The 20,161-nt window shown below is 39.6% G+C and carries 18 protein-coding genes and 3 pseudogenes; 13 read left to right on the top strand and 8 right to left on the bottom strand.

Going from position 1 to position 20,161, the window contains the following annotated elements:
* Positions 1 to 41 precede the first annotated feature (41 nt).
* The 6 genes from I6L24_RS07675 (at position 42) to I6L24_RS07700 (ending at position 4,824) form a co-directional block, all read left to right on the top strand.
* Positions 42 to 251, top strand: a complete 210-nt coding sequence (locus I6L24_RS07675) for a hypothetical protein (RefSeq protein WP_121980087.1) — start codon at positions 42 to 44, stop codon at positions 249 to 251.
* Positions 252 to 303: 52 nt separating this feature from the next.
* Positions 304 to 1,287, top strand: a complete 984-nt coding sequence (locus I6L24_RS07680; protein WP_005247036.1) for a hypothetical protein — start codon at positions 304 to 306, stop codon at positions 1,285 to 1,287.
* On the top strand, positions 1,275 to 2,060 hold the full coding sequence (locus I6L24_RS07685; protein WP_121980081.1) for a PIG-L deacetylase family protein: 786 nt from the start codon (positions 1,275 to 1,277) through the stop codon (positions 2,058 to 2,060). Before I6L24_RS07680 ends, I6L24_RS07685 begins: the two co-directional genes overlap by 13 nt.
* The gene (locus I6L24_RS07690) at positions 2,050 to 2,664 is read left to right on the top strand and encodes a class I SAM-dependent DNA methyltransferase (protein ID WP_216985875.1); all 615 of its coding nucleotides are present in this window, start codon (positions 2,050 to 2,052) and stop codon (positions 2,662 to 2,664) included. The genes I6L24_RS07685 and I6L24_RS07690 overlap by 11 nt, the downstream gene beginning before the upstream one ends.
* Positions 2,661 to 3,374: a glycosyltransferase family 2 protein gene (locus I6L24_RS07695; protein ID WP_005247033.1), complete on the top strand. Its 714-nt coding sequence runs from the start codon at positions 2,661 to 2,663 to the stop codon at positions 3,372 to 3,374. Before I6L24_RS07690 ends, I6L24_RS07695 begins: the two co-directional genes overlap by 4 nt.
* Positions 3,375 to 3,579: 205 nt before the next feature.
* Positions 3,580 to 4,824, top strand: coding sequence for an MFS transporter (locus I6L24_RS07700; protein ID WP_216985876.1), 1,245 nt, complete (start codon positions 3,580 to 3,582; stop codon positions 4,822 to 4,824).
* 25 nt (positions 4,825 to 4,849) lie between these two features.
* On the opposite strand, the gene I6L24_RS07705 is transcribed toward I6L24_RS07700, so the two are convergent.
* The 3 genes from I6L24_RS07705 to I6L24_RS07715 all read right to left on the bottom strand — a co-directional run bounded on the left by I6L24_RS07705 (position 4,850) and on the right by I6L24_RS07715 (position 8,378).
* Entirely contained in the window at positions 4,850 to 6,283 is a 1,434-nt protein-coding gene (locus tag I6L24_RS07705) for an alpha,alpha-trehalose-phosphate synthase (UDP-forming) (protein ID WP_005247031.1), read from the bottom strand.
* Positions 6,240 to 7,121, bottom strand: coding sequence for a trehalose-phosphatase (gene otsB, locus I6L24_RS07710; protein WP_114541524.1), 882 nt, complete (start codon positions 7,119 to 7,121; stop codon positions 6,240 to 6,242). The genes I6L24_RS07705 and otsB overlap by 44 nt, the downstream gene beginning before the upstream one ends.
* Positions 7,122 to 8,183: 1,062 nt before the next feature.
* A complete protein-coding gene (locus I6L24_RS07715; protein ID WP_004279347.1) occupies positions 8,184 to 8,378 on the bottom strand; it encodes a hypothetical protein in 195 nt (64 codons plus the stop codon).
* Between the two features lie 503 nt (positions 8,379 to 8,881).
* Here I6L24_RS07715 and sbmA point away from each other — a divergent pair.
* The 4 genes from sbmA to I6L24_RS07735 all read left to right on the top strand — a co-directional run bounded on the left by sbmA (position 8,882) and on the right by I6L24_RS07735 (position 13,016).
* Complete coding sequence (sbmA, locus tag I6L24_RS07720) at positions 8,882 to 10,075, top strand: peptide antibiotic transporter SbmA (protein WP_004279349.1); 1,194 nt, start codon at positions 8,882 to 8,884, stop codon at positions 10,073 to 10,075.
* A 688-nt stretch (positions 10,076 to 10,763) separates the two neighbouring features.
* The gene (locus I6L24_RS07725) at positions 10,764 to 11,744 is read left to right on the top strand and encodes a hypothetical protein (protein ID WP_228722556.1); all 981 of its coding nucleotides are present in this window, start codon (positions 10,764 to 10,766) and stop codon (positions 11,742 to 11,744) included.
* 277 nt (positions 11,745 to 12,021) lie between these two features.
* Positions 12,022 to 12,543: a hypothetical protein gene (locus tag I6L24_RS07730; RefSeq protein ID WP_005251208.1), complete on the top strand. Its 522-nt coding sequence runs from the start codon at positions 12,022 to 12,024 to the stop codon at positions 12,541 to 12,543.
* Between the two features lie 77 nt (positions 12,544 to 12,620).
* A complete protein-coding gene (locus I6L24_RS07735) occupies positions 12,621 to 13,016 on the top strand; it encodes a lysozyme inhibitor LprI family protein (protein ID WP_004279354.1) in 396 nt (131 codons plus the stop codon).
* 151 nt (positions 13,017 to 13,167) lie between these two features.
* Here I6L24_RS07735 and I6L24_RS07740 read toward each other — a convergent pair whose 3' ends face one another.
* The 3 genes from I6L24_RS07740 to I6L24_RS07750 form a co-directional block, all read right to left on the bottom strand.
* Positions 13,168 to 13,773, bottom strand: a complete 606-nt coding sequence (locus I6L24_RS07740) for a hypothetical protein (RefSeq protein ID WP_005096158.1) — start codon at positions 13,771 to 13,773, stop codon at positions 13,168 to 13,170.
* A 67-nt stretch (positions 13,774 to 13,840) separates the two neighbouring features.
* Positions 13,841 to 14,116 (bottom strand): hypothetical protein, encoded by a 276-nt coding sequence (locus tag I6L24_RS07745; RefSeq protein WP_228733306.1) that lies wholly within the window; start codon positions 14,114 to 14,116, stop codon positions 13,841 to 13,843.
* 180 nt (positions 14,117 to 14,296) lie between these two features.
* Positions 14,297 to 15,322 (bottom strand): IS30-like element ISAba125 family transposase, encoded by a 1,026-nt coding sequence (locus I6L24_RS07750; protein WP_004994718.1) that lies wholly within the window; start codon positions 15,320 to 15,322, stop codon positions 14,297 to 14,299.
* 56 nt (positions 15,323 to 15,378) lie between these two features.
* Between I6L24_RS07750 and I6L24_RS07755 the strand changes: the two are divergent.
* From I6L24_RS07755 to I6L24_RS07765, 3 genes and pseudogenes are all read left to right on the top strand, one after another.
* Positions 15,379 to 15,639 (top strand): annotated as a pseudogene (locus I6L24_RS07755) (integrase core domain-containing protein); the annotation flags it as partial.
* An 81-nt stretch (positions 15,640 to 15,720) separates the two neighbouring features.
* Positions 15,721 to 16,878 (top strand): annotated as a pseudogene (locus I6L24_RS07760) (alkyl/aryl-sulfatase); the annotation flags it as partial.
* A 53-nt stretch (positions 16,879 to 16,931) separates the two neighbouring features.
* On the top strand, positions 16,932 to 17,957 hold the full coding sequence (locus I6L24_RS07765) for an IS30-like element ISAba125 family transposase (RefSeq protein WP_010326927.1): 1,026 nt from the start codon (positions 16,932 to 16,934) through the stop codon (positions 17,955 to 17,957).
* A gap of 357 nt (positions 17,958 to 18,314) precedes the next feature.
* Here I6L24_RS07765 and I6L24_RS07770 read toward each other — a convergent pair.
* A pseudogene (locus tag I6L24_RS07770) lies at positions 18,315 to 19,115 on the bottom strand (alkyl sulfatase dimerization domain-containing protein); the annotation flags it as partial.
* A gap of 8 nt (positions 19,116 to 19,123) precedes the next feature.
* Positions 19,124 to 20,149, bottom strand: coding sequence for an IS30-like element ISAba125 family transposase (locus I6L24_RS07775; protein WP_004994718.1), 1,026 nt, complete (start codon positions 20,147 to 20,149; stop codon positions 19,124 to 19,126).
* Between the last annotated feature and the right edge of the window lie 12 nt (positions 20,150 to 20,161).

Below are 20,161 nucleotides of genomic sequence, written 5' to 3' on the forward strand. Positions count from 1 at the left end.
GCTCCGGCTTCTATCCTCATGGTTTCAAAATGGATGAAGAGATGGTAAGACTGGATGTCAAAAATTTGTTGGCTCAAGCACAACAAGCCAAATGGAGCAGAGAACAGGACATTTATCTCATTGAACATAATCATTTGCCTTTAGCTGAACTAATGCAGCAACTCTGTTTCAATGAAGAAGAGATTAATGCACGGCGTAAGGTACTAGGGCTGACCACACGTTTAAAACAAATGCGCAAGCTTTCTCATTAACTGACTTTAAAAACACAACAACATTATCCGTATTTTATGAGGAACCGCATGCATGAACCTCGGTTCAATATTACAAAGATTTGAAAATTCTCCTCTGGAGCTACAAGAAAAAATTCAGCACACTTTAATGGAACTGGTGGCGATTTCCGAACAGGTGCCTTATCCCGCTTCCGGAGCGACCTTAAAACGCTGGCAGATACTCAGCCAGGTTTCAGCCAGCAATCTGAGTCTGGGTAAACTCTATGAATCGCATTTAGATGCTTTAGCTATTCTGCATGAACTGAATATTCCGGTAGAACAAAAAGGCTTATGGGCAGTATGGGCAGCAGAAGGTGGCCCCAAACCTTTAACATTGCAAGCAGGAAAGCTAAGCGGAATTAAGCCTTGGTGTTCTGCATCGGTCTGGGTGCAACACGGTCTGCTGACTCACCGTGATGAGCAGCAATATTCACAATTACTGATTCTAGATTTGTCGCAAGAAGGCATTCAGCATCATCAGGATGCCTGGCAGGCAGTGGGCATGCAGCATACCTTGACTGCCCGGCTGGAACTGGATCATGTTGAGGTGGAAAAAGTCGCAGCTCCAAATGCCTATCTGGATCGGCCCGGATTCTGGCATGGCGCCGCAGGTGTGGCCGCGTGCTGGTATGGCGCAACCGTGCGTTTGGCTGAATATTTAAGACAGGCAGTATTGTTAAAACCGCATGCCTATAAGGCCATGTATCTCGGTGAAATTAGTCGGGAGCTTTTAGCGACACAGTCCTTATTTTATCAAGTTGCTGCATTGATTGATCAGCAACCGCAACACGCACATGAGTTAAAGATTCGTAGCCTACGTGCTCAGGTGGAAGCGACTGCCTTAAATGTACTAACTCATGTAGGTAAGGCACTTGGTGCTGGGCCGTATTGTGAGCATCCGCATTTCGCTCGGCTTGCAGCAGATCTTCCGGTATTTATTCGTCAAAGTCATGCTGCATTTGACTTGGAGCGGATTGGCGAGCTGACTGCACAGGAGGAACAATTATGGACGTTATAAGACATGAGATTGTAGGGGATCGTGTCATCCATGGTGAAGGCACAAGACTTGAAGAATGGCGTTCCTGTCAGATCTTGCAACAGATGCCGGAATTTGATATTCCTAAGGTTATTCCTCTAGATGCCAGAGTCTGCATCATTGCCCCTCATCCTGATGATGAAATTTTGGGCTGTGGAGGCCTGATTCAGCGTCTGGACAAACTTGGCTATCAGATCATACTTTTTGCCGTTACCAATGGGACAGCCAGTCATCCCGGCTCTAGTCTGTATACTCCCGAAGAGTTGAACCAGATTCGTCCTGCTGAAACGCGAGCAGCTTTAGAAGCGTTACCTTTAAAACAGAATATCTTGCGGATCGCTTTAGATATTCAAGATGGCAAGGTGGCCGAACAGCGGGATGTGTTGCAACAGCATCTGCAATCTTATCTGCAACCAAATGATGTGTTAATTAGCACATTTGTTCATGATGGACATCCAGATCATGAAATTACGGGGCAGGTCACACAGCAGCTGGCCACTGAACTTCATTTGCCCTGTATTCAGGTCTTGATTTGGGCATGGCATTGGGCAACACCTGGAGATACCAGAATTCCCTGGACCGTCGCTCATCAACTCAAATTAACTGAGGAAGAATTACAATATAAGTCTCGAGCTGCGCGGTGTTTTAAGAGCCAGATCGAGCTTGATCCGACGATAGATCAATCACCGATTCTGCCAGAGCAGGCATTACAACGTATTTTACAGCCCTGGGAGGTGTATCTGTATGAACAGTAAAGCAGCCTATGATCAAGAATATTTCGATGCCTTATATGTACTGAATCAGGGAGATCCCTGGCAATATGAACAGCGTTGGTATGAACAGCGCAAACGGCAGATTTGTCTGGCGATCTTGCCGCACTTGCAGTTTGACTCCGCGATTGAGATTGGTTGCAGTAATGGCATCTTTAGTCAGGAACTGGCGCGGCGGACAAATAGCTTAATGTGTCTGGATGCCAATAATACTGCGATCCATTTGGCGCAGCAGCGTTTACAAGCTTATCCGCATGTACAGGTGTTACAGCGGATCGTGCCAGATGATTTGCCCGAACAGAAATTTCAGCTCATTGTCGTCAGTGAGATTTTATATTATTTGAACCCGATTGCTCTGCAACAGGTGCTGACATGGCTGCATACTGCACTGGAACCGGGCGGATGTATCTTGAGTTGTCATTGGCGCGCGCCAATCTCGGGATTTAGCCTAAATGGTGAAGATGTCCATCAGTATCTCAAAGCGCATTTAAACTATTCCCATCGTTTAAGTTTGCAGGATTCCGATTTTTTGATAGATCTCTGGCTGAATTCAGCGCAATCCGTAGCAGAGCAGGAGGGCTTAAGATGAAAAAAATCGGTGTGGTGATTCCGGCCTGTAATGAAGAAGCCTATATTGAACGCTGTCTGTTAGCCTTAAAATCAGCACAAACTTATTTTTTTCAATATTTTAAAACAATAGAAAATCTTCCTGAAATCCAGATTCTCGTGGTCTTGGACCATTGTACTGATAGCACCGCCGTTAAAGTTCAGCAAATGGGCATTCCGGCTATGAGCTGCGACTTCCGAAATGTCGGTAAGGCACGCCATTTGGGGATTCAGCAAATGATCGAGCAGGGCTGTGACTGGATTTGCTGTACCGATGCCGATTCATTCGTACAATGTGACTGGTTTCAGATGATGTTACAGCATCAACCCACCGATGCGATTTGTGGTGTGGTCGAGCTGGATCAATGGGATCATTTAAGCCGGAAAACCCGTCAGGCTTATCTCCGACATTATCAGGACAGCATGGGACATCGGCATGTTCATGGCGCAAACCTGTGTTTTAAAGCTTCGGCTTATATACAGGTCAATGGGTTTCAGCAACTGGACTGTCATGAAGATGTCGATTTCATCCGTCGTCTAGAAAAAGCTGACGCGCAGATTGTCTGGTCGAATCAGCTGAGAGTCACTACCAGCAGTCGTCTTAGCTCAAAAATTGCTGCAGGTTTTGCCCATTTTCTGCAAAAACTTGAGCTTAAGCAGGCCGCGAAAAAACCGATCAGCCTGTGCAAATAAAAGCATAAAACTATAAATTTTATACAATCAGACACTTGTAAAAAATCTTAAAATTCGTGTCTAAAAACTATTCCATTTAAATTTATTCTGTTTATAATTCACGCAAATTCAGCCCCGCAAACTTATACATTCTAGCTATAAGTCTGTGGGGTTTTTCTATGGATGAACGGTAATGGATGCCTGAGCCTTCTTTTTTGGTAATACAATGTTCAATCAAACACTGCTTTCTCGAATTCAGTCTCCATCACCATATCTATGGCAGAAAATAGCGACTGCGTTGTGCTTCTTTAGCCTGGGCTTTAGTACTGCGGCTTGGGCACCCTTAATTCCATATGCACAGCAGCGTCTGTTATTGAATCATGCTGATTTTGGCTTGTTATTGCTGTGTGCCGGAATCGGTTCAATGCTGGCGATGCCACTGGCTGGCCGACTGGCCAATACCTTAGGTTGCCGTGCTGTTTTAGCCGTAATTCTCAGTGCATTTTTGTTCATTCTGCCTGCTCTGGCTTATAGTCCGAATCATTTAATGATGGCCATCAGCCTGTTTTTCTTTGGTGCCAGTGCCGGTGCTTTGGGCGTGACTGTCAATATTCAGGCTGCACAGATTGAGAAAAAACTTGGTAAAAGTTTAATGTCGGGTTTTCATGGCGTGTGTAGTTTAGGTGGTCTGGCAGGCGTACTGGGCATGACCATGTTAATGGGACTTGGCTTGGCGCCTTTAACCGGTGCGGTGATTGTCAGTGTAATTTTGCTGCTTATTGCCTTATTCGCTGTTCCTTTAAGTTTGGGTGCTGAGCCAAAAACAGCGGTAGAAGACACATCATCAGAACAGCCAGTGAAAAAAGCAGCACCGACCTGGGCGATTTTAGGCATTGGTCTGATCTGTTTTGTGGCTTTTCTGTCAGAAGGTGCAGCTATGGACTGGAGTGGTATTTATCTTGCTACTGAGTTCAGCCTGCCTGCGGCGCAAACCGGTTTAGCTTATAGTTTCTTTGCGGGTTTGATGGTACTAGGACGTTTTAGCGGTCACCTGATTATTCAGCAGTTTGGTGAAAAAAATACGATTCTGTTAAGTGCACTCTTGGCGGCAACCGGTTTATTAACCGTGGTTTTTGCCCCAGTCTGGCAAGTGGTGTTGGTCGGCTATGCGATTTTAGGTTTAGGTAGTGCCAACATTGTACCGCTGATGTTTTCTCGTGCAGGACGCCAAAAAACTTTGTCTTCACATGTGGCATTGTCTTATGTATCGGTATTTGCTTATACAGGTTCGTTGATTGGGCCAGCATTGGTCGGCTTTGGTAGTGAAATCATCGGATTGAGCTTAGTATTTAGCGTCATTGCGATTGGTCTATTGAGTATTGTGATTTTAAATCATCTCACTGCAGACCCAAGCGAAGTACAACAAAGCGAAGAGATTGTGGCTCCTCTTCAAAATGAAACACCAGCTTAATGCTGGTGTTTTTTTACTTAAAAATTTAGGCATGTACACTGAACTGGTTTGAAGCTCCTGCAGCCACCGGACGATAGATCCGCAGGCTTTGTGAGTTTTTCAGGTCAGTGATAAACTGATCACGCCAGCGAATAATATCGAAATTTTTCAAGCCTTGGCTTAAATAACGATAGCGCTCTAAACGTTCTGATTTAGACATGCGCAGCGCCTTCTTCAAAGCTTTAGCCATACTGTCATGCTCATAAGGATCGACCAGTAAGGCTTCTTTCATTTGTTCAGCAGCACCGGCATATTTAGATAGAATCAAGACACCCGGATCTAAAGGATCCTGTGCAGCAATATATTCCTTGGCGACCAGATTCATACCATCCCGGATCGAATTTACCCAGCAAATATCTGCCTTACGATACAGTTGCATCAAGGCCTCATGGCCCAAAGTATCATAGCTGCAATCGAAGGGTAACCAGTCCGCTGTGCCATGCTGGCTATTGAGTTCATGCACAGCAGCTTTAAATTGCGTATACAGGTTCTTATAGGTCTTTACATCCAGTCGGCATGGACAGGCAATTTGTAATTGCTGGAATTGATTTTTAAACTCCGGTTGATCTTCTAGCAAGCTCTGCAACGATCCGATTTTTTCCAATAAGCCTTTACTATAATCAATCCGGTCAACTGAAATGATGGTTTTATAAGGCTGCACTGTATCCAGATCAAAGGGAAGCTTTTCCAGATGGGTATCTGAGGCCTGATTCTGTAGTTGCACAGGATGCACACCAATCGGATAGCATTTCACATGAATCTTTCGAGATTGATAATTCAGGATTTCATTGTGACGATGCTGCACTTTTAAGGTCTGTTCAAGGAAATTTAAACAGTTTTCCTGATCGCGAGAGGTCTGCAAACCCAGTACATCGTAGTTGGCCAAATGATGTGCCAGATCGCGATGGGCGGGTAAAGTCTGCCAGAGCCTTAGTTCAGGAAAGGGAATATGCAGGAAAAAGCCAATACGGTTACGCATGCCCAGTTTACGGCAATAATGCGCCACGCTTAAAAAATGATAATCATGGATCCAGATAATATCATGTGGAGATGCTACCTGTTTCAGGTGCTTGGCAAAGCGTAAATTGACATCCTGATAGATCTTAAAATCCTGCGGCTGATAATCTACAAGTTGATGCTGATCGTGCATCAGCGGCCACAATGCATTGTTGGCAAAACCACAATAAAAGCCTTGATATTGGGATTCAGTCAATGGACTCGTGTGATATTCAACATTTTGATGCTTCAGGATTTGAAACTTCTGCTCTTTCGTCTGGTCAACTCGGGATCCATTCCAGCCAACCCAGATACCGCCTATATCCTGCAAAGCATCCTGCAATGCCACCGCTAATCCACCTGCCTGTGTATTGTCTGACTTAGGTAGATTTACACGATTTGATAACACTATGAGTTTCGACATGTAATTTCTCCAATAATAATTGTTGTTGTGCTTTCAGTATTTCTAAAAATTCTGCTAGAAAAGCCTGTACTTGAGTCACGTTTTCGAGGCGATGTTGTGCCACGGTGTTGCCTGTACCGACTTTGATAGAGCAGCCTTTGAATGTGTTGATGACTTGAAAACCGGCTTCGTCGGTCAGGTCATCTCCGATAAAAATGGGGTAATGATCACTTAAGTGATATTGCTGAATGATTTGCTGGATGGCTGAACCTTTATTTGCCCCTTTGGGCACCAGTTCGAATACAAACTTTCCAGCCTTAAGTTCAAAATCCTGAAAATGAGTAAGACAATTCAAGGCAAATGCATGCACTTGATGCTCTAAATAGGGATGTTCACGAAAATGCAGGGCGACTGAATAGTCTTTAATTTCTATTCGAGTCTGAGGAATATTATTACTATGTTCTGTAATATAATTTTTTAATAATTCAAACTGTTCAGGATTTAAATCAATTAACTTGCTTAAACGCGATTGATAGCTTAATTCCAGACCGTGAGAACCGGCAATATTCCAGTCAAATGGATAAATAATTTTTTGGGCTTGTGCAATTGAGCGACCGGTCACTAATATTAGCTGAATATATTGTTGTAACTCTTTTAAGGTATTTAAGGTTCCGCTCTTAATTATACTTTTTGCTGGATCTGGGTGGAATTCAGAAATGGTTCCATCAATATCAAGAAATAAAACAAGTTTGTGAGAATAAATAATAGGTTTGAGCTGATTTAAAATCACTTGAGGTAATATATAAGAAGATGTAGCAAGTGAATCTTCTAGGTCTTGATCTTCTTTGAGAATCGACATAAATACTACCTAAACCTCTGAAATTAAATTGATTTAAAAGTTAAAACTACCTGAATGTTCATTGATCTGAGTAAATTTATAACATATTTCATTTAACAGACTGGCTTTAAGTGCAGAAACGAAACACTTTTAACAAGTACAGTTACTTTGTAAGATTTAGAAATATTTTGGTAGAAATCCAGTATTGTTAATAAATTTTAAAAATAAATTATAAGGATTTTATATTTTAAAGTTTTCTTGGATTGATTGTTTTTCAGGGTTTTAGATAATAAGATTTATTATTTAATCGTTATTTTTGAATGTGTATTTTGTAATTAATTTTTCAGAATATAGTATTTATTATTAATTTGTATTTTATTTTTTAAATATATGGGGAGATGTAATTTTGAGATATTTTTAAATATAATAATTTAAATAAATTTATAAATTGGGCATATATAATTAAAATTTTTAGCTTAAGTTTATGAAAGTTAATAATTTTTAAGATTGGCTAAGCTGTCTTAAAAGGAAAAAATACTAGAATTGTCTAGAGGGAAATTTCGTATTATTAAATTTTCCCGGGACTAATTGGAGAGCTATACAATTTAAACAGCCTCTTAATTTAGCATCTCAGATTATTTTTTAATTCTTATTGGTAAATTTTATCAGAGGATAAAAAATCGAAGAAAGACGAACTCCAGTTCTATTACTGAACTCTGAAAATAACTTGAATATTCTTTTTTTGAATCGAAGCGTAGGTATTAGATGAAGTTGAACTAAACAGAGAGAAGAGATGTAAGGGTGGTATTGCAAAGACAGAGCAGATACAAAAGACGGAAAAACAGATCATCAGTGATCTTACATAGGTTACAAAACTAAGTGATGTTTCAATTAAAAGAAATTTTTCTACCCAAATGGATGAGCCAATTTAAAATCAGAAAGTGAGGATAGAAGAGGAAAGAAATAGTTTTTTGAAAAAATAATAAAAGAGCAATCAAAGTGGAGAGAAGCTAAGGGTCGTATCATATAAGTTAAGAAACCAAACTCAGATACAACCCATCTATTTGCATAAGAGAAAAATACTCAGATTTCTCGCCACACTTCATTTTTGTCTTTTAAAGGAATGGTAAAGTTAAAGTCATCATCATTACTGACCAGAAGACTGGTTGGAGTCTGCATGACCACTTTCAGAACAGTACCGGCTTCAAAAATAATAGGGTCGCAGTTTTCTTTTTGTAGAGTCACCGGTTTAAGTAATTCAATTACTGAACTTTCCATAGTTTTTTCCAAAATAAGATTACTTTTCGATAATTAAATCATAGCATGATTTTTAAAAATTTAACTGTTTCTTCAAAAACTGAGAACTTGATCAATGACTTATTCAAATAGGGAGAAGTGCTCTATTTAGATAAAAGATACCTAGAAGACATGCAGTATGCCTGATTTTCACCCTATTCTCGCAGTGCTCGGAAGCATAAAGCTCTTTTACATAAACCCGACAGATAACAGGCATAAAAAAGTCTATCAAAATAACGAAAGATCAAAAACATGATGATTTTTCTGTTTTTTGGTATCGCTCTACTGAATGATAAAAATCGAGAATATAAGGAAAATCATAACGCAGAGCTGAATGATAAAAATAAGTTTCTAGAGACTCGATATCCTTCTATCCTTTTTTACACTAAATTGAAAATTAATGCTTTATAACAGTAAAAATCTAAAATAAGAATAAACTAGGCGTCATTTGGATGACCAAGAGACATAAGGAGAACTGGGTCGGTATGTTTAAGTCATTTTTCCCGCAACCCGTCTGGTTTTTTAGCAGCCTGATTTTATGGTTTATCATTAATCTTGTGCTTTGGCATAGTGGCGGATCAGGATGGGGAACCTATCTGGGTTTTCCTGAAAATTATTTTGATGAAAAGCTTACAATCGGTATCGGGCGTTTCTGGTCAGCTCAATTCATCTGGTTTTATCTCTGGTATTTCATGGCAACTACGATATTTGCGCTGTTCTGGCAATGGAAAGCCGGACACCGATGGCAGCGCTGGTCGGTCTGGGGCTCGGCATTTATTCTGTTTAATATCTGGTTCGGGGTACAGGTCAATGTCGTATTAAATGAATGGTATAGCCCGTTTTATGATCAGATTCAACAAATGCTCACGAAGGGTGGTGGGGATGTTTCATTGCTGTATCAAGGCGCATTAACCTTTATTTATATTGCGATGGTTTATGTCACTTTAGCGGTATTTAACCTGTTTTTTGTCAGTCATTATGTCTTCCGCTGGCGTACCGCGATGAATGATTATTACACCGCACATTGGGAGCAGTTACGTCATATTGAAGGTGCATCACAACGTATCCAGGAAGATACCATGCGCTTTGCCAAAACCACGGAGCAGTTAAGTGTTTCCTTGATTGAAGCGCTGATGTTGCTGATGGCATTCCTGCCGATCTTATATCAGCTCTCTAGTCATGTGAAAGTTTTACCAATTGTAGGGGAAATACCGCATGCTTTAATGTGGGCCTCGATTGGTTGGGCGGTATTGGGTACGGTCATTTTAATGGTCGTGGGAATGAAATTGCCCGGACTGGAGTTCAATAACCAGAAAGTTGAGGCAGCCTATCGTAAAGAGCTGGTCTATGGCGAAGACTATGCTGATCGCGCACATCCGCTGACATTACAAGAACTGTTTAGCCGGGTACGCTGGAATTATTTCCGGTTGTATTTTCACTATGCTTATTTCAACATGGTTCGGATCTGGTACTTGCAGTTAGACAATATTTACGGATTATTTATTCTGTTTCCAAGTATTGCAGCAGGGGCAATTACTCTTGGTTTGATGATGCAAATCCTGAATGTATTTGGCAAAGTGCGGGAATCTTTCCAGTATCTGATTCTGTCTTGGCCGACGATTATTGAACTGATGTCGATCTATAAACGCTTAAAAGCATTTGAATCACATATTGATTAATTTTTTCTCATATTATTATCCTGCTTTATCAGCCAAACAGTTTTAGGTTTGGCTTTTTTTAGGGCGAGTTAATTTACAAAATCCAATGGAAAATATCGATCTGACCGTTGGTCAGATGACTTGGGTAAATCGTGTCAGAACCTCCCAATATTGGGGTATTCAGATATTTTTTTCTTGTCTAAAATCCTAAGGGCCAGCCAAGATGGCGTTTAATTTCCGGTGGTTTGACGTATAAAAATAACAAATGTACGTTGAGGAAATTATTCTTATGCTGATCTTGTTCAGGCAATGTTATAGCGGATAAAAGGTAAATTTATTACCCATTATAATAAAGGTCTGTAGCGTTCCCTGAATAAGCCGCCGGAGAAGGACTCACCGCTTTCTTCGGTTTTTTATGTGTTTTTTCTATCTTTTTCTTGAGTCCTGAATGGAATTGTTTATTATTTGAACTGATTTAAAAATGATACTTGTGTCAATTTTTATCACATGAAGCTTGGCATAATCAGCAAAGTTGAAGCTGATATGTGCCTTTTTACCGTTTAAATATTATATTTATCAATATCTTGTGTTTGTTGTTTTGTGCTATTTAAGCTATGTTATACGGGATTTTGGGGTTGAGATATTTGCTGTGAAGCTAAAAGTAATAATTCTAATAATAGGGGCAGCAGCTTTAGCTGGATGTAATAGCGTGAATCGGTTGAAATCAGAGGTTTTACATCCTTTTGCCAGTCCGGAAGAACTAATTGCCAAACGGGCTTTGAATCAACGTGATGGTAGTGCAAAAGATTATGTTTATCTTTGGGGACAAGCTCAGAAAAATAACACGACTCAGGCCATGTATCCGCGTTCGATACTGACGCAATATTGTCATGAACAGGGCGGTAAATTTTCCCTGCTGTATAAAAGTAATTTTAGTGCCGTGGCAGATGTTGCCCAGCGTAAACGCCTGAGTGCCAATCGGGGTGTTGTACAAGGTAGCGGTGCCTATCAGTGTCGTATGGATGACCTGACTGAAAGCTGGATTGTCTCGATTGAACCAACTTCTGAACGACAAGTTGATAAATCTAGCCAGACGCGTAGTGTTCGACTACTCACCCAGGTCATGAGCCCTTCTCAAGCAAAAAACTTTTATCGTCCAACTAAAGCCAGGGTTGCTGTGGAGAAAACCACCCCTGCATTGATAAAAACCATGACTCCTCCTAAGACTCCTGTCGCAAAGACGACAAATGAACTGAAGGAATCAGCACGTAAAGAGCTGGAGAGGAAAGAATTAGAGCGAAAGGAATTAGAAAGAAAAGAGCTTGAGAAAAAAGAAGCAGAAAAAAAGCAGCTAGCAGCGGCATCAGCTCGAGCTACAATAGCAGAAACACCGCAACAACATCAGATGAAGATTTATGTGGCAGCGCGACGTGATATTAATAGTGGCAAGAATCTGAATAATGCCTGTAACAACGCCCAGCGTGCCTATAACTACGGTAAATTGCAGGGCACTGAGGGAACACGTGTCTATACTGAATCAGGGATGTTGGTTGCACGCTGTCTGAACAGTATTCCGGTCTATGCCAGCCGTTTCCCAAATGCTAAAGCGCAATCCAAGCGGATTTTGCAGAATTTGGCCAATAATTATAATCATGCCGGAGCCAAGAATATGCTCAGGCAGGTGAAGTAGGACTATTTTTTCCTTCTTAATCCATCCTCTTTCGAGCATCCTTAAAATACATTCTGAGGATGCTTTCACTCGCCTTTTTTTTAAAGTGGCGTCTTAAAAAATGCTGAACAGAGACGGGGATTTCTAATCTCAAACTCACATTTACACTCAATACACCTAATCAGATATCGGTCTTTTGCCCGTGGCTTGTGTATTGCCATAAATTACAGAGTAATAACACGGGCAAGGTGCGAGTCTATGATACAAAGTAGCTGATTGTTAAAAAAGAGATTCGCTTATGTCACGCCAAACTGAGGTTATCCGTCGCAGATTTACAGCTAAAATTCGGTGGGGATTAATGGCAATGGCCTTGATGGCTACCACCCAAATGGCTATTGCGGGGCCAACCGTCGAGCAGCTGAGTAACTGTCTGGTGAAATCCACCACGGCAGCAGATAAAACAACGGTGCTGCAATGGACCTTTGTTGCCTTATCTGCACATCCGGAATTGAAGAAATTCAGTAATGTGAATGAAGCACAAAGAACCCAGCTGGATAAAAATTTAGCCCAAGTATTGCAGCGTATATTGGTAGAGCAATGTTCTGCACAGACCAAAGCGGTAATTGCTGCGGAAGGCGTACAAGCGGTGGGTGACAGTTTTCAGGAACTTGGACGGATTACCGGTGAGGAAATTTTAGAAAATCCTGAAGTGAAAAGTCAGCTTAAAGGTGTGCTGCGTTATGTGGATTTAAATAAACTGGTGGTCACTTTCTTGACACCGGATGTGTGGAATAAGTTGGGTGAGTTAAGAGGGAAATAACTGATTGAATGCATGCGTGCCAGGGTTCAATTATGGTATTTATTATGAATAACATAAATGAAAAGATAGGGGTTGTTATGTTCAAACGCACTGCTTTATTGGGTTTAAGTATGTTTATACTTCCTCCTGCGCTGTACGCAGGGGACAATGATTTGAGTCGGCAATACTCAAATTGTATGGATCGCTCAGGTGGCGTTACTGTAAATATGCTGGATTGTATTGCGGCCGAAACAGATCGCCAAGATACACGGTTAAATAATGCCTATAAACAGACGATGGCATCGCTGAATGCAAACCGTAAAAAACAGCTTCAAGAGGTTCAGCGTCTCTGGATTCGCTATCGTGATGCCAATTGCGATTTTTATGCCGACCCGAATGGAGGGACGATTGCAACTGTAAATAGCAATAGTTGTTACATGGAAGCGACTGCCGCACGTGCGACTGAATTAGAAAATTTAAGAGAAGAGTATTAATTTAAAAAAATCCTCTCCCTAGCCCTCATCCTTTCTTGCGCTTCATTTTAAAGCAGTGCTTTAAAACTTGCTCAGGAGAGGGAACCACGCGTATCAATTGATGACGTGGCAAGTCCTCCTTTGAAAAAGGGGGATTTGGGGGGATTAATGATTACAATAAATCAGGATAAAATTTCTCAAATTCTTTATTCACAGCTTCACCACGCAGCAAATAGCCTTTGGGTTGAATATAACTATAAATTTCGCGTGCAGGTTGTTCATGCCAGCCAATATTAAAAGCACAGAGTTTTGGGAAAAATTGCAGGTGGCTATAGTTCAGATTGTTATGAATCCAATACGCCAATTGTTGCCAGCTACTTTGGTCTTTCTCATAAAGTTCTAAAAATGATGGAATGACAATACAAGCCGTTGCCCCATAACCTTTTGCATCAGGATAGTCCCAAATATGACTGGAAAAGTTTTTCTCGTTCGTTGCGCAGTTATGTCCTTTTTCATTGCCGAGTTGGTTCACGCTTGGAGAGCGATAAGCTGAACGAATCGCAATACGTCCAAACTTGTCTTGGAGTGGCTCTAACAATTGTTGGCAAAGTTCTGTACCTGTACGGATTGCAATGTCAGGATGATCGGGGAAGTTGGGTACACCGTACCAGTTGGCGATTTCGCTATAGAGGAAGTCACGCATAAATAAAGACTTTGAAAGCTGAATACGTCCTAAGTCTTCGAGTTTGGCGATAGAGGATACTTTTTTGATGGTCATATTGAGATTTTTTATATGTTGGAAGAAAAAGACTCTTTAATAATTAAAAGAGTCTAATTTAATAATATTACTTAGAATCTGCTTCGAGTTCTAATTTTGACTTTATATATTTCGCTGTATTTTCTAGACTAGGATAAATAGTACGAAGGTTAACTTTTAGCTGATCTAGCTCTTTTAAAATGGAGCTTTTGTTAGCTGATTTAATTCTAATCCGTTTTATCTTAAAGACATCATTGCCATCTTCAGGCAGGCTTGCATCTAATCCGAAAAGTAAAAAAGAGCCTGCTTGAGCTATAATCCTATCCTGTGTTAATCGTCCCTTAACACATAAAACCTTGTTCAAATCAGAAATTTTAATCTTAGGTTCAAAGTATGGCTTTTCTTGTCTAATAAAATGAATGTAACTAGCATATGCTTCATTGTTCTCGTAGTCTGTGGACTTGAAAGCCTTTCTAGGAGGAGTTTCTGATTCACATTGCTCTATGAGTTTAATTAATTCTTTTTTTTGTGATTCTGGGCGAATTCAAACATGAGGTGCGACAGTTTCAAAAGCCATATGATAATCAACAAGCTGAGCAAATTTCTCTAATGGTGTAAGCCAATCTAACGCCTTTCTAGGACGAGTATTCAGTGACATGGCAACTTGATTTAAATAATGCTGATCTGCCTGATTTAAATCAATCCCTTTAGGTAAATATTGCCTAATTAAACCATTCATATTTTCGCATGTGCCTTTTTGCCAAGGTGAATGTGGGTCACAGAAATATACATCTATGCCTAAATCTTCTTCGAGTATTTTATGTTCTGACATCTCGCGTCCACGGTCATAGGTCAACGTTTTACGCAGTTCTGCAGGTAAATATTTCAGAGCTTCAGTTAAAGCCTTGCGCACTGATTCTGCCTTTGCATCAGGTAATGTTGCCAAGATACAGAGCCGTGTATTTCGTTCAATAAGTGTTGCTATCGAACTTTTATTGTCTTTACCTTTAATTAAATCAGCTTCCCAATGACCCGGTATTTTTCTTTCTTGAACTTCGGCTGGGCGCTCATGAATAGTTTTAATATCCTGTAATATAGAATCTTTTTTAGGTTCACCGTTAGCTTTTCGCTTTTTATTTTCATGACGCAGACAGGATAATAAGTCTTTTTTCAACTCACCCTTTGGTAATGCTCGTATCGTTGAATAAATCGTTGTATGGCTTACATTCATTGTTTGATCCAAATCAGGAAATGTCTTTAAACGCTTTGCTATTTGCTGAGGAGACCATAAACAACGGATCGCTTCAACAATAAATTTCCAGAGGATTGAATCGATTTTGAGTTTTCTGTGACCACGTCTACGTCTAGCGAAGGTGTTATCAGAAGCATATCGAGCTTGATAAACGTCATTGATGCTATTTCTTTTAAGCTCACGATAGATCGTACTAGGATGTCTTTTAATGAGTTCAGCAAATTTTCTGGCTGAAAAGCCTTCTTTTCTTGACTCAAGCATTAATGCAGTACGATCTTCAAAGTTAAGATGATGGTATGACAATTTTATATACTCCATAAACTCTTTAAATTAATTAGGTGGTTTATGTCGCACTTCAAGTTTTACTCTGCCATGTATTGAAATCAAATGACATCCAAATCAGCATGGATGGTAAAGGTCGATGGGTTGATAATGTGATGGTTGAACGATTATGGCGGAGCGTTAAATATGAAGAGGTGTATCTCAAAGCCTACAGCAATGTTTTGGATGCGAAGAAGCAATTAAACGCATATTTTGAATTTTATAATTTGAAACGACCTCATTCGAGTCTGGACAAAATGACTCCAGATGAGTTTTACTATGACCAGCTACCACAACAAAATAAGGTAGCTTAACTAGAGCAGAGTATCACTTATAAATAAGCTTTTAGTTGTTCAAACATGTGGGACCACCTCTATTTAAAAAAAGGAAAGAAGATGAAAATTAAGTTTTTAACAGTTTCATTGATGCTTATTCTGCCATTTTCTGTTTTTGCAGCAAATACTGTAGTAGAAAAAGCGGTCATTGAATCAAATAATACATATAAGGCGAAGTATAACTTAGAGGATATGACTGAGTTTAATCAGGCTCAAAAGGGCTTTATTGCCAAGCCAACAGGTCAAATTAAAAGTGAGAAAGGCAATGTTATCTGGGATTTTGATGCATTTAGTTTTTTACAAGATCAAGCACCAAATACCGTTAATCCCACTCTATGGCGACAAGCAAAATTAAACAACAATGTTGGGCTATTTAAAGTAACAGATCGAGTTTGGCAAATTCGTGGTTTTGATTTGGCAAATATGACCATCATTCAGGGTGATACTGGCTGGATTATTGTGGATACATTAACCTCTAAAGAAACGGCTGAAGCAGCACTTAAATTTGCTAGACAGCATTTAGGTGAGCAAAAAATTTCAGCCATTATCTTTACCCATAGCCATATCGATCATTTTGGTGGTGCATTAGGCGTTCTTTCTAGCGAAGAAATTAACGCTAGAAAAACTCCAATTATTGCGCCAAAAGGCTTTATGGAAGAAGCGACCAGTGAAAATGTGATGGCAGGTTCAGCCATGATACGTCGTGCGACTTATATGTATGGAACTTTTCTACCTAAAAATGCGGAAGGATTGGTGGATACAGGTTTAGGTAAGGCTGTTGCTGTGGGAAAAATGGGCATCCTTGAGCCTACACAACTGATCACTCAACCAGAACAGAAAATGACGGTTGATGGCTTGGATTTTGTGTTTTATAACGTGCCGGGTTCAGAAGCACCAGCAGAATTAACGTTCTCTATCCCATCATTGAAACTTTATAACGGCGCAGAAATTCTATCTCATACCATGCATAATCTTTATACCCTTCGGGGTGCTAAAGTCCGTGATGCCTTAAAATGGGTGGGCTATCTAGACCAAGCAATGCAGCATGCCAAAGCATCCGATGTATTGATTGCACAGCATCATTGGCCTGTCTGGGGCAATGACAATATTCAAGATTTTATTAAAACCCAGCGAGATGTTTATAAGTTCACGCATGATCAGACGGTGAGATATATGAACTCTGGTTTTAATGGCGCTGAAATTGCCGAAAAAATTAAGGCAGAGTAAAACTTGAAGTGCGACATAAACCACCTAATTAATTTAAAGGGTTTATGGAGTATATAAAATTGTCATACCATCATCTTAACTTTGAAGATCGTACTGCATTAATGCTTGAGTCAAGAAAAGAAGGCTTTTCAGCCAGAAAATTTGCTGAACTCATTAAAAGACATCCTAGTACGATCTATCGTGAGCTTAAAAGAAATAGCATCAATGACGTTTATCAAGCTCGATATGCTTCTGATAACACCTTCGCTAGACGTAGACGTGGTCACAGAAAACTCAAAATCGATTCAATCCTCTGGAAATTTATTGTTGAAGCGATCCGTTGTTTATGGTCTCCTCAGCAAATAGCAAAGCGTTTAAAGACATTTCCTGATTTGGATCAAACAATGAATGTAAGCCATACAACGATTTATTCAACGATACGCGCATTACCAAAGGGTGAGTTGAAAAAAGACTTATTATCCTGTCTGCGTCATGAAAATAAAAAGCGAAAAGCTAACGGTGAACCTAAAAAAGATTCTATATTACAGGATATTAAAACTATTCATGAGCGCCCAGCCGAAGTTCAAGAAAGAAAAATACCGGGTCATTGGGAAGCTGATTTAATTAAAGGTAAAGACAATAAAAGTTCGATAGCAACACTTATTGAACGAAATACACGGCTCTGTATCTTGGCAACATTACCTGATGCAAAGGCAGAATCAGTGCGCAAGGCTTTAACTGAAGCTCTGAAATATTTACCTGCAGAACTGCGTAAAACGTTGACCTATGACCGTGGACGCGAGATGGCAGAACATAAAATACTTGAAGAAGATTTAGGCATAGATGTATATTTCTGTGACCCACATTCACCCTGGCAAAAAGGCACATGCGAAAATATGAATGGTTTAATTAGGCAATATTTACCTAAAGGGATTGATTTAAATCAGGCAGATCAGCATTATTTAAATCAAGTTGCCATGTCACTGAATACTCGTCCTAGAAAAGCGTTAGATTGGCTTACACCATTAGAGAAATTTGCTCAGCTTGTTGATTATCATAAGACTTTTCAAACTGTCGCACCTCATGTTTGAATTCGCCCTAATATAAAAGCTTATTTTCAATAAAAAACACATCATAATACCCCCTTGCCTTTTAACCACAAAAATATTGAAGTTATTATTTAGAAGCAATTAATAGAAAAATAAACAAATCTTTTTTAAACAAGCTACTAATAAAAATATCTCCATCGAAAATAAAGTATAAAAATTCAAAAACCATTTAATAAAGTATCAATAGAGTTAAAATACATATAGCTTACTTTTAATTTTAAAGAGGAATACAAGAAATAATTTCTTGTATTCCTGTTATAAGATTGGGAGAACCAAGTTGATAATTTCACCCATTTCTTTGGATCTATTAATTTAAGTTTCGACTTTACTTATTTGAGCTTAGCCATTTGGTCGAGTCACAATCGGGAAAATTGAATCTGGACGTTTAAACATTGCAAAGAATTTTCCAATTTTCAGTGGATTACCTTTGACTTTACTGTCTTTAGAAAGCAGGACTTTTACCCCTTCTATTTGACCTGTAATCATTTTTAGATATAAGGGCTTGGTTAAGGTTAATGTAGGGCAATCCAATGCCAAATCTTTACTTTCATCATAACGCTTAAACTGCATGACTGAGTTTTCAACCCATAATGAAAAATGCTCTTTGGTATCCGACAAAACCAGATTGATACACTGGTTTTCATTTTTTAAATTTTCCACATCTAAATTTGTCGCCATAGCTTCAAGAAATCTTTCAGTTGGTGTATGAATCAATAAATCACTCGGATCAGAAGTATTTTGTAGGGGTACATTATTTTGTAGCTCTTGAGCGCCCACCAAAAAGAAATTACGCCAAGTTGAAGCCTCAGCAGCATAGCCCAATTGACGATAAGTATTCGCCAATAAGTCTTTTGCTTGTTGGTTTTGAGGGTTATTCAACACAATATGTTTTAAAATCTCGGCAGCCCATCTATAGTCAGCTTGAGCGTAGGCATCCCGCGCATTTTTCAATGCATTGTTCTCCCCACCTGCTAACTCAATATATTTTTTTGCAACAGCTTTAGGGGGTAATGGATCTAAATTGGAAGGATGGGCATCGAACCATCCCATATAATATTGGTATACTGCTTTTACATTATGTTTTAGGGTTCCATAATAGCCATGAGCATATAGTTTTTGATCAAGTGCCGCTGGAAGCTTAGGCGAATTCAAACATGAGGTGCGACAGTTTCAAAAGCCATATGATAATCAACAAGCTGAGCAAATTTCTCTAATGGTGTAAGCCAATCTAACGCCTTTCTAGGACGAGTATTCAGTGACATGGCAACTTGATTTAAATAATGCTGATCTGCCTGATTTAAATCAATCCCTTTAGGTAAATATTGCCTAATTAAACCATTCATATTTTCGCATGTGCCTTTTTGCCAAGGTGAATGTGGGTCACAGAAATATACATCTATGCCTAAATCTTCTTCGAGTATTTTATGTTCTGACATCTCGCGTCCACGGTCATAGGTCAACGTTTTACGCAGTTCTGCAGGTAAATATTTCAGAGCTTCAGTTAAAGCCTTGCGCACTGATTCTGCCTTTGCATCAGGTAATGTTGCCAAGATACAGAGCCGTGTATTTCGTTCAATAAGTGTTGCTATCGAACTTTTATTGTCTTTACCTTTAATTAAATCAGCTTCCCAATGACCCGGTATTTTTCTTTCTTGAACTTCGGCTGGGCGCTCATGAATAGTTTTAATATCCTGTAATATAGAATCTTTTTTAGGTTCACCGTTAGCTTTTCGCTTTTTATTTTCATGACGCAGACAGGATAATAAGTCTTTTTTCAACTCACCCTTTGGTAATGCTCGTATCGTTGAATAAATCGTTGTATGGCTTACATTCATTGTTTGATCCAAATCAGGAAATGTCTTTAAACGCTTTGCTATTTGCTGAGGAGACCATAAACAACGGATCGCTTCAACAATAAATTTCCAGAGGATTGAATCGATTTTGAGTTTTCTGTGACCACGTCTACGTCTAGCGAAGGTGTTATCAGAAGCATATCGAGCTTGATAAACGTCATTGATGCTATTTCTTTTAAGCTCACGATAGATCGTACTAGGATGTCTTTTAATGAGTTCAGCAAATTTTCTGGCTGAAAAGCCTTCTTTTCTTGACTCAAGCATTAATGCAGTACGATCTTCAAAGTTAAGATGATGGTATGACAATTTTATATACTCCATAAACCCTTTAAA

Origin of the sequence: Acinetobacter lwoffii (assembly GCF_019048525.1) — a bacterium.
Classification (GTDB): domain Bacteria; phylum Pseudomonadota; class Gammaproteobacteria; order Pseudomonadales; family Moraxellaceae; genus Acinetobacter; species Acinetobacter lwoffii_K.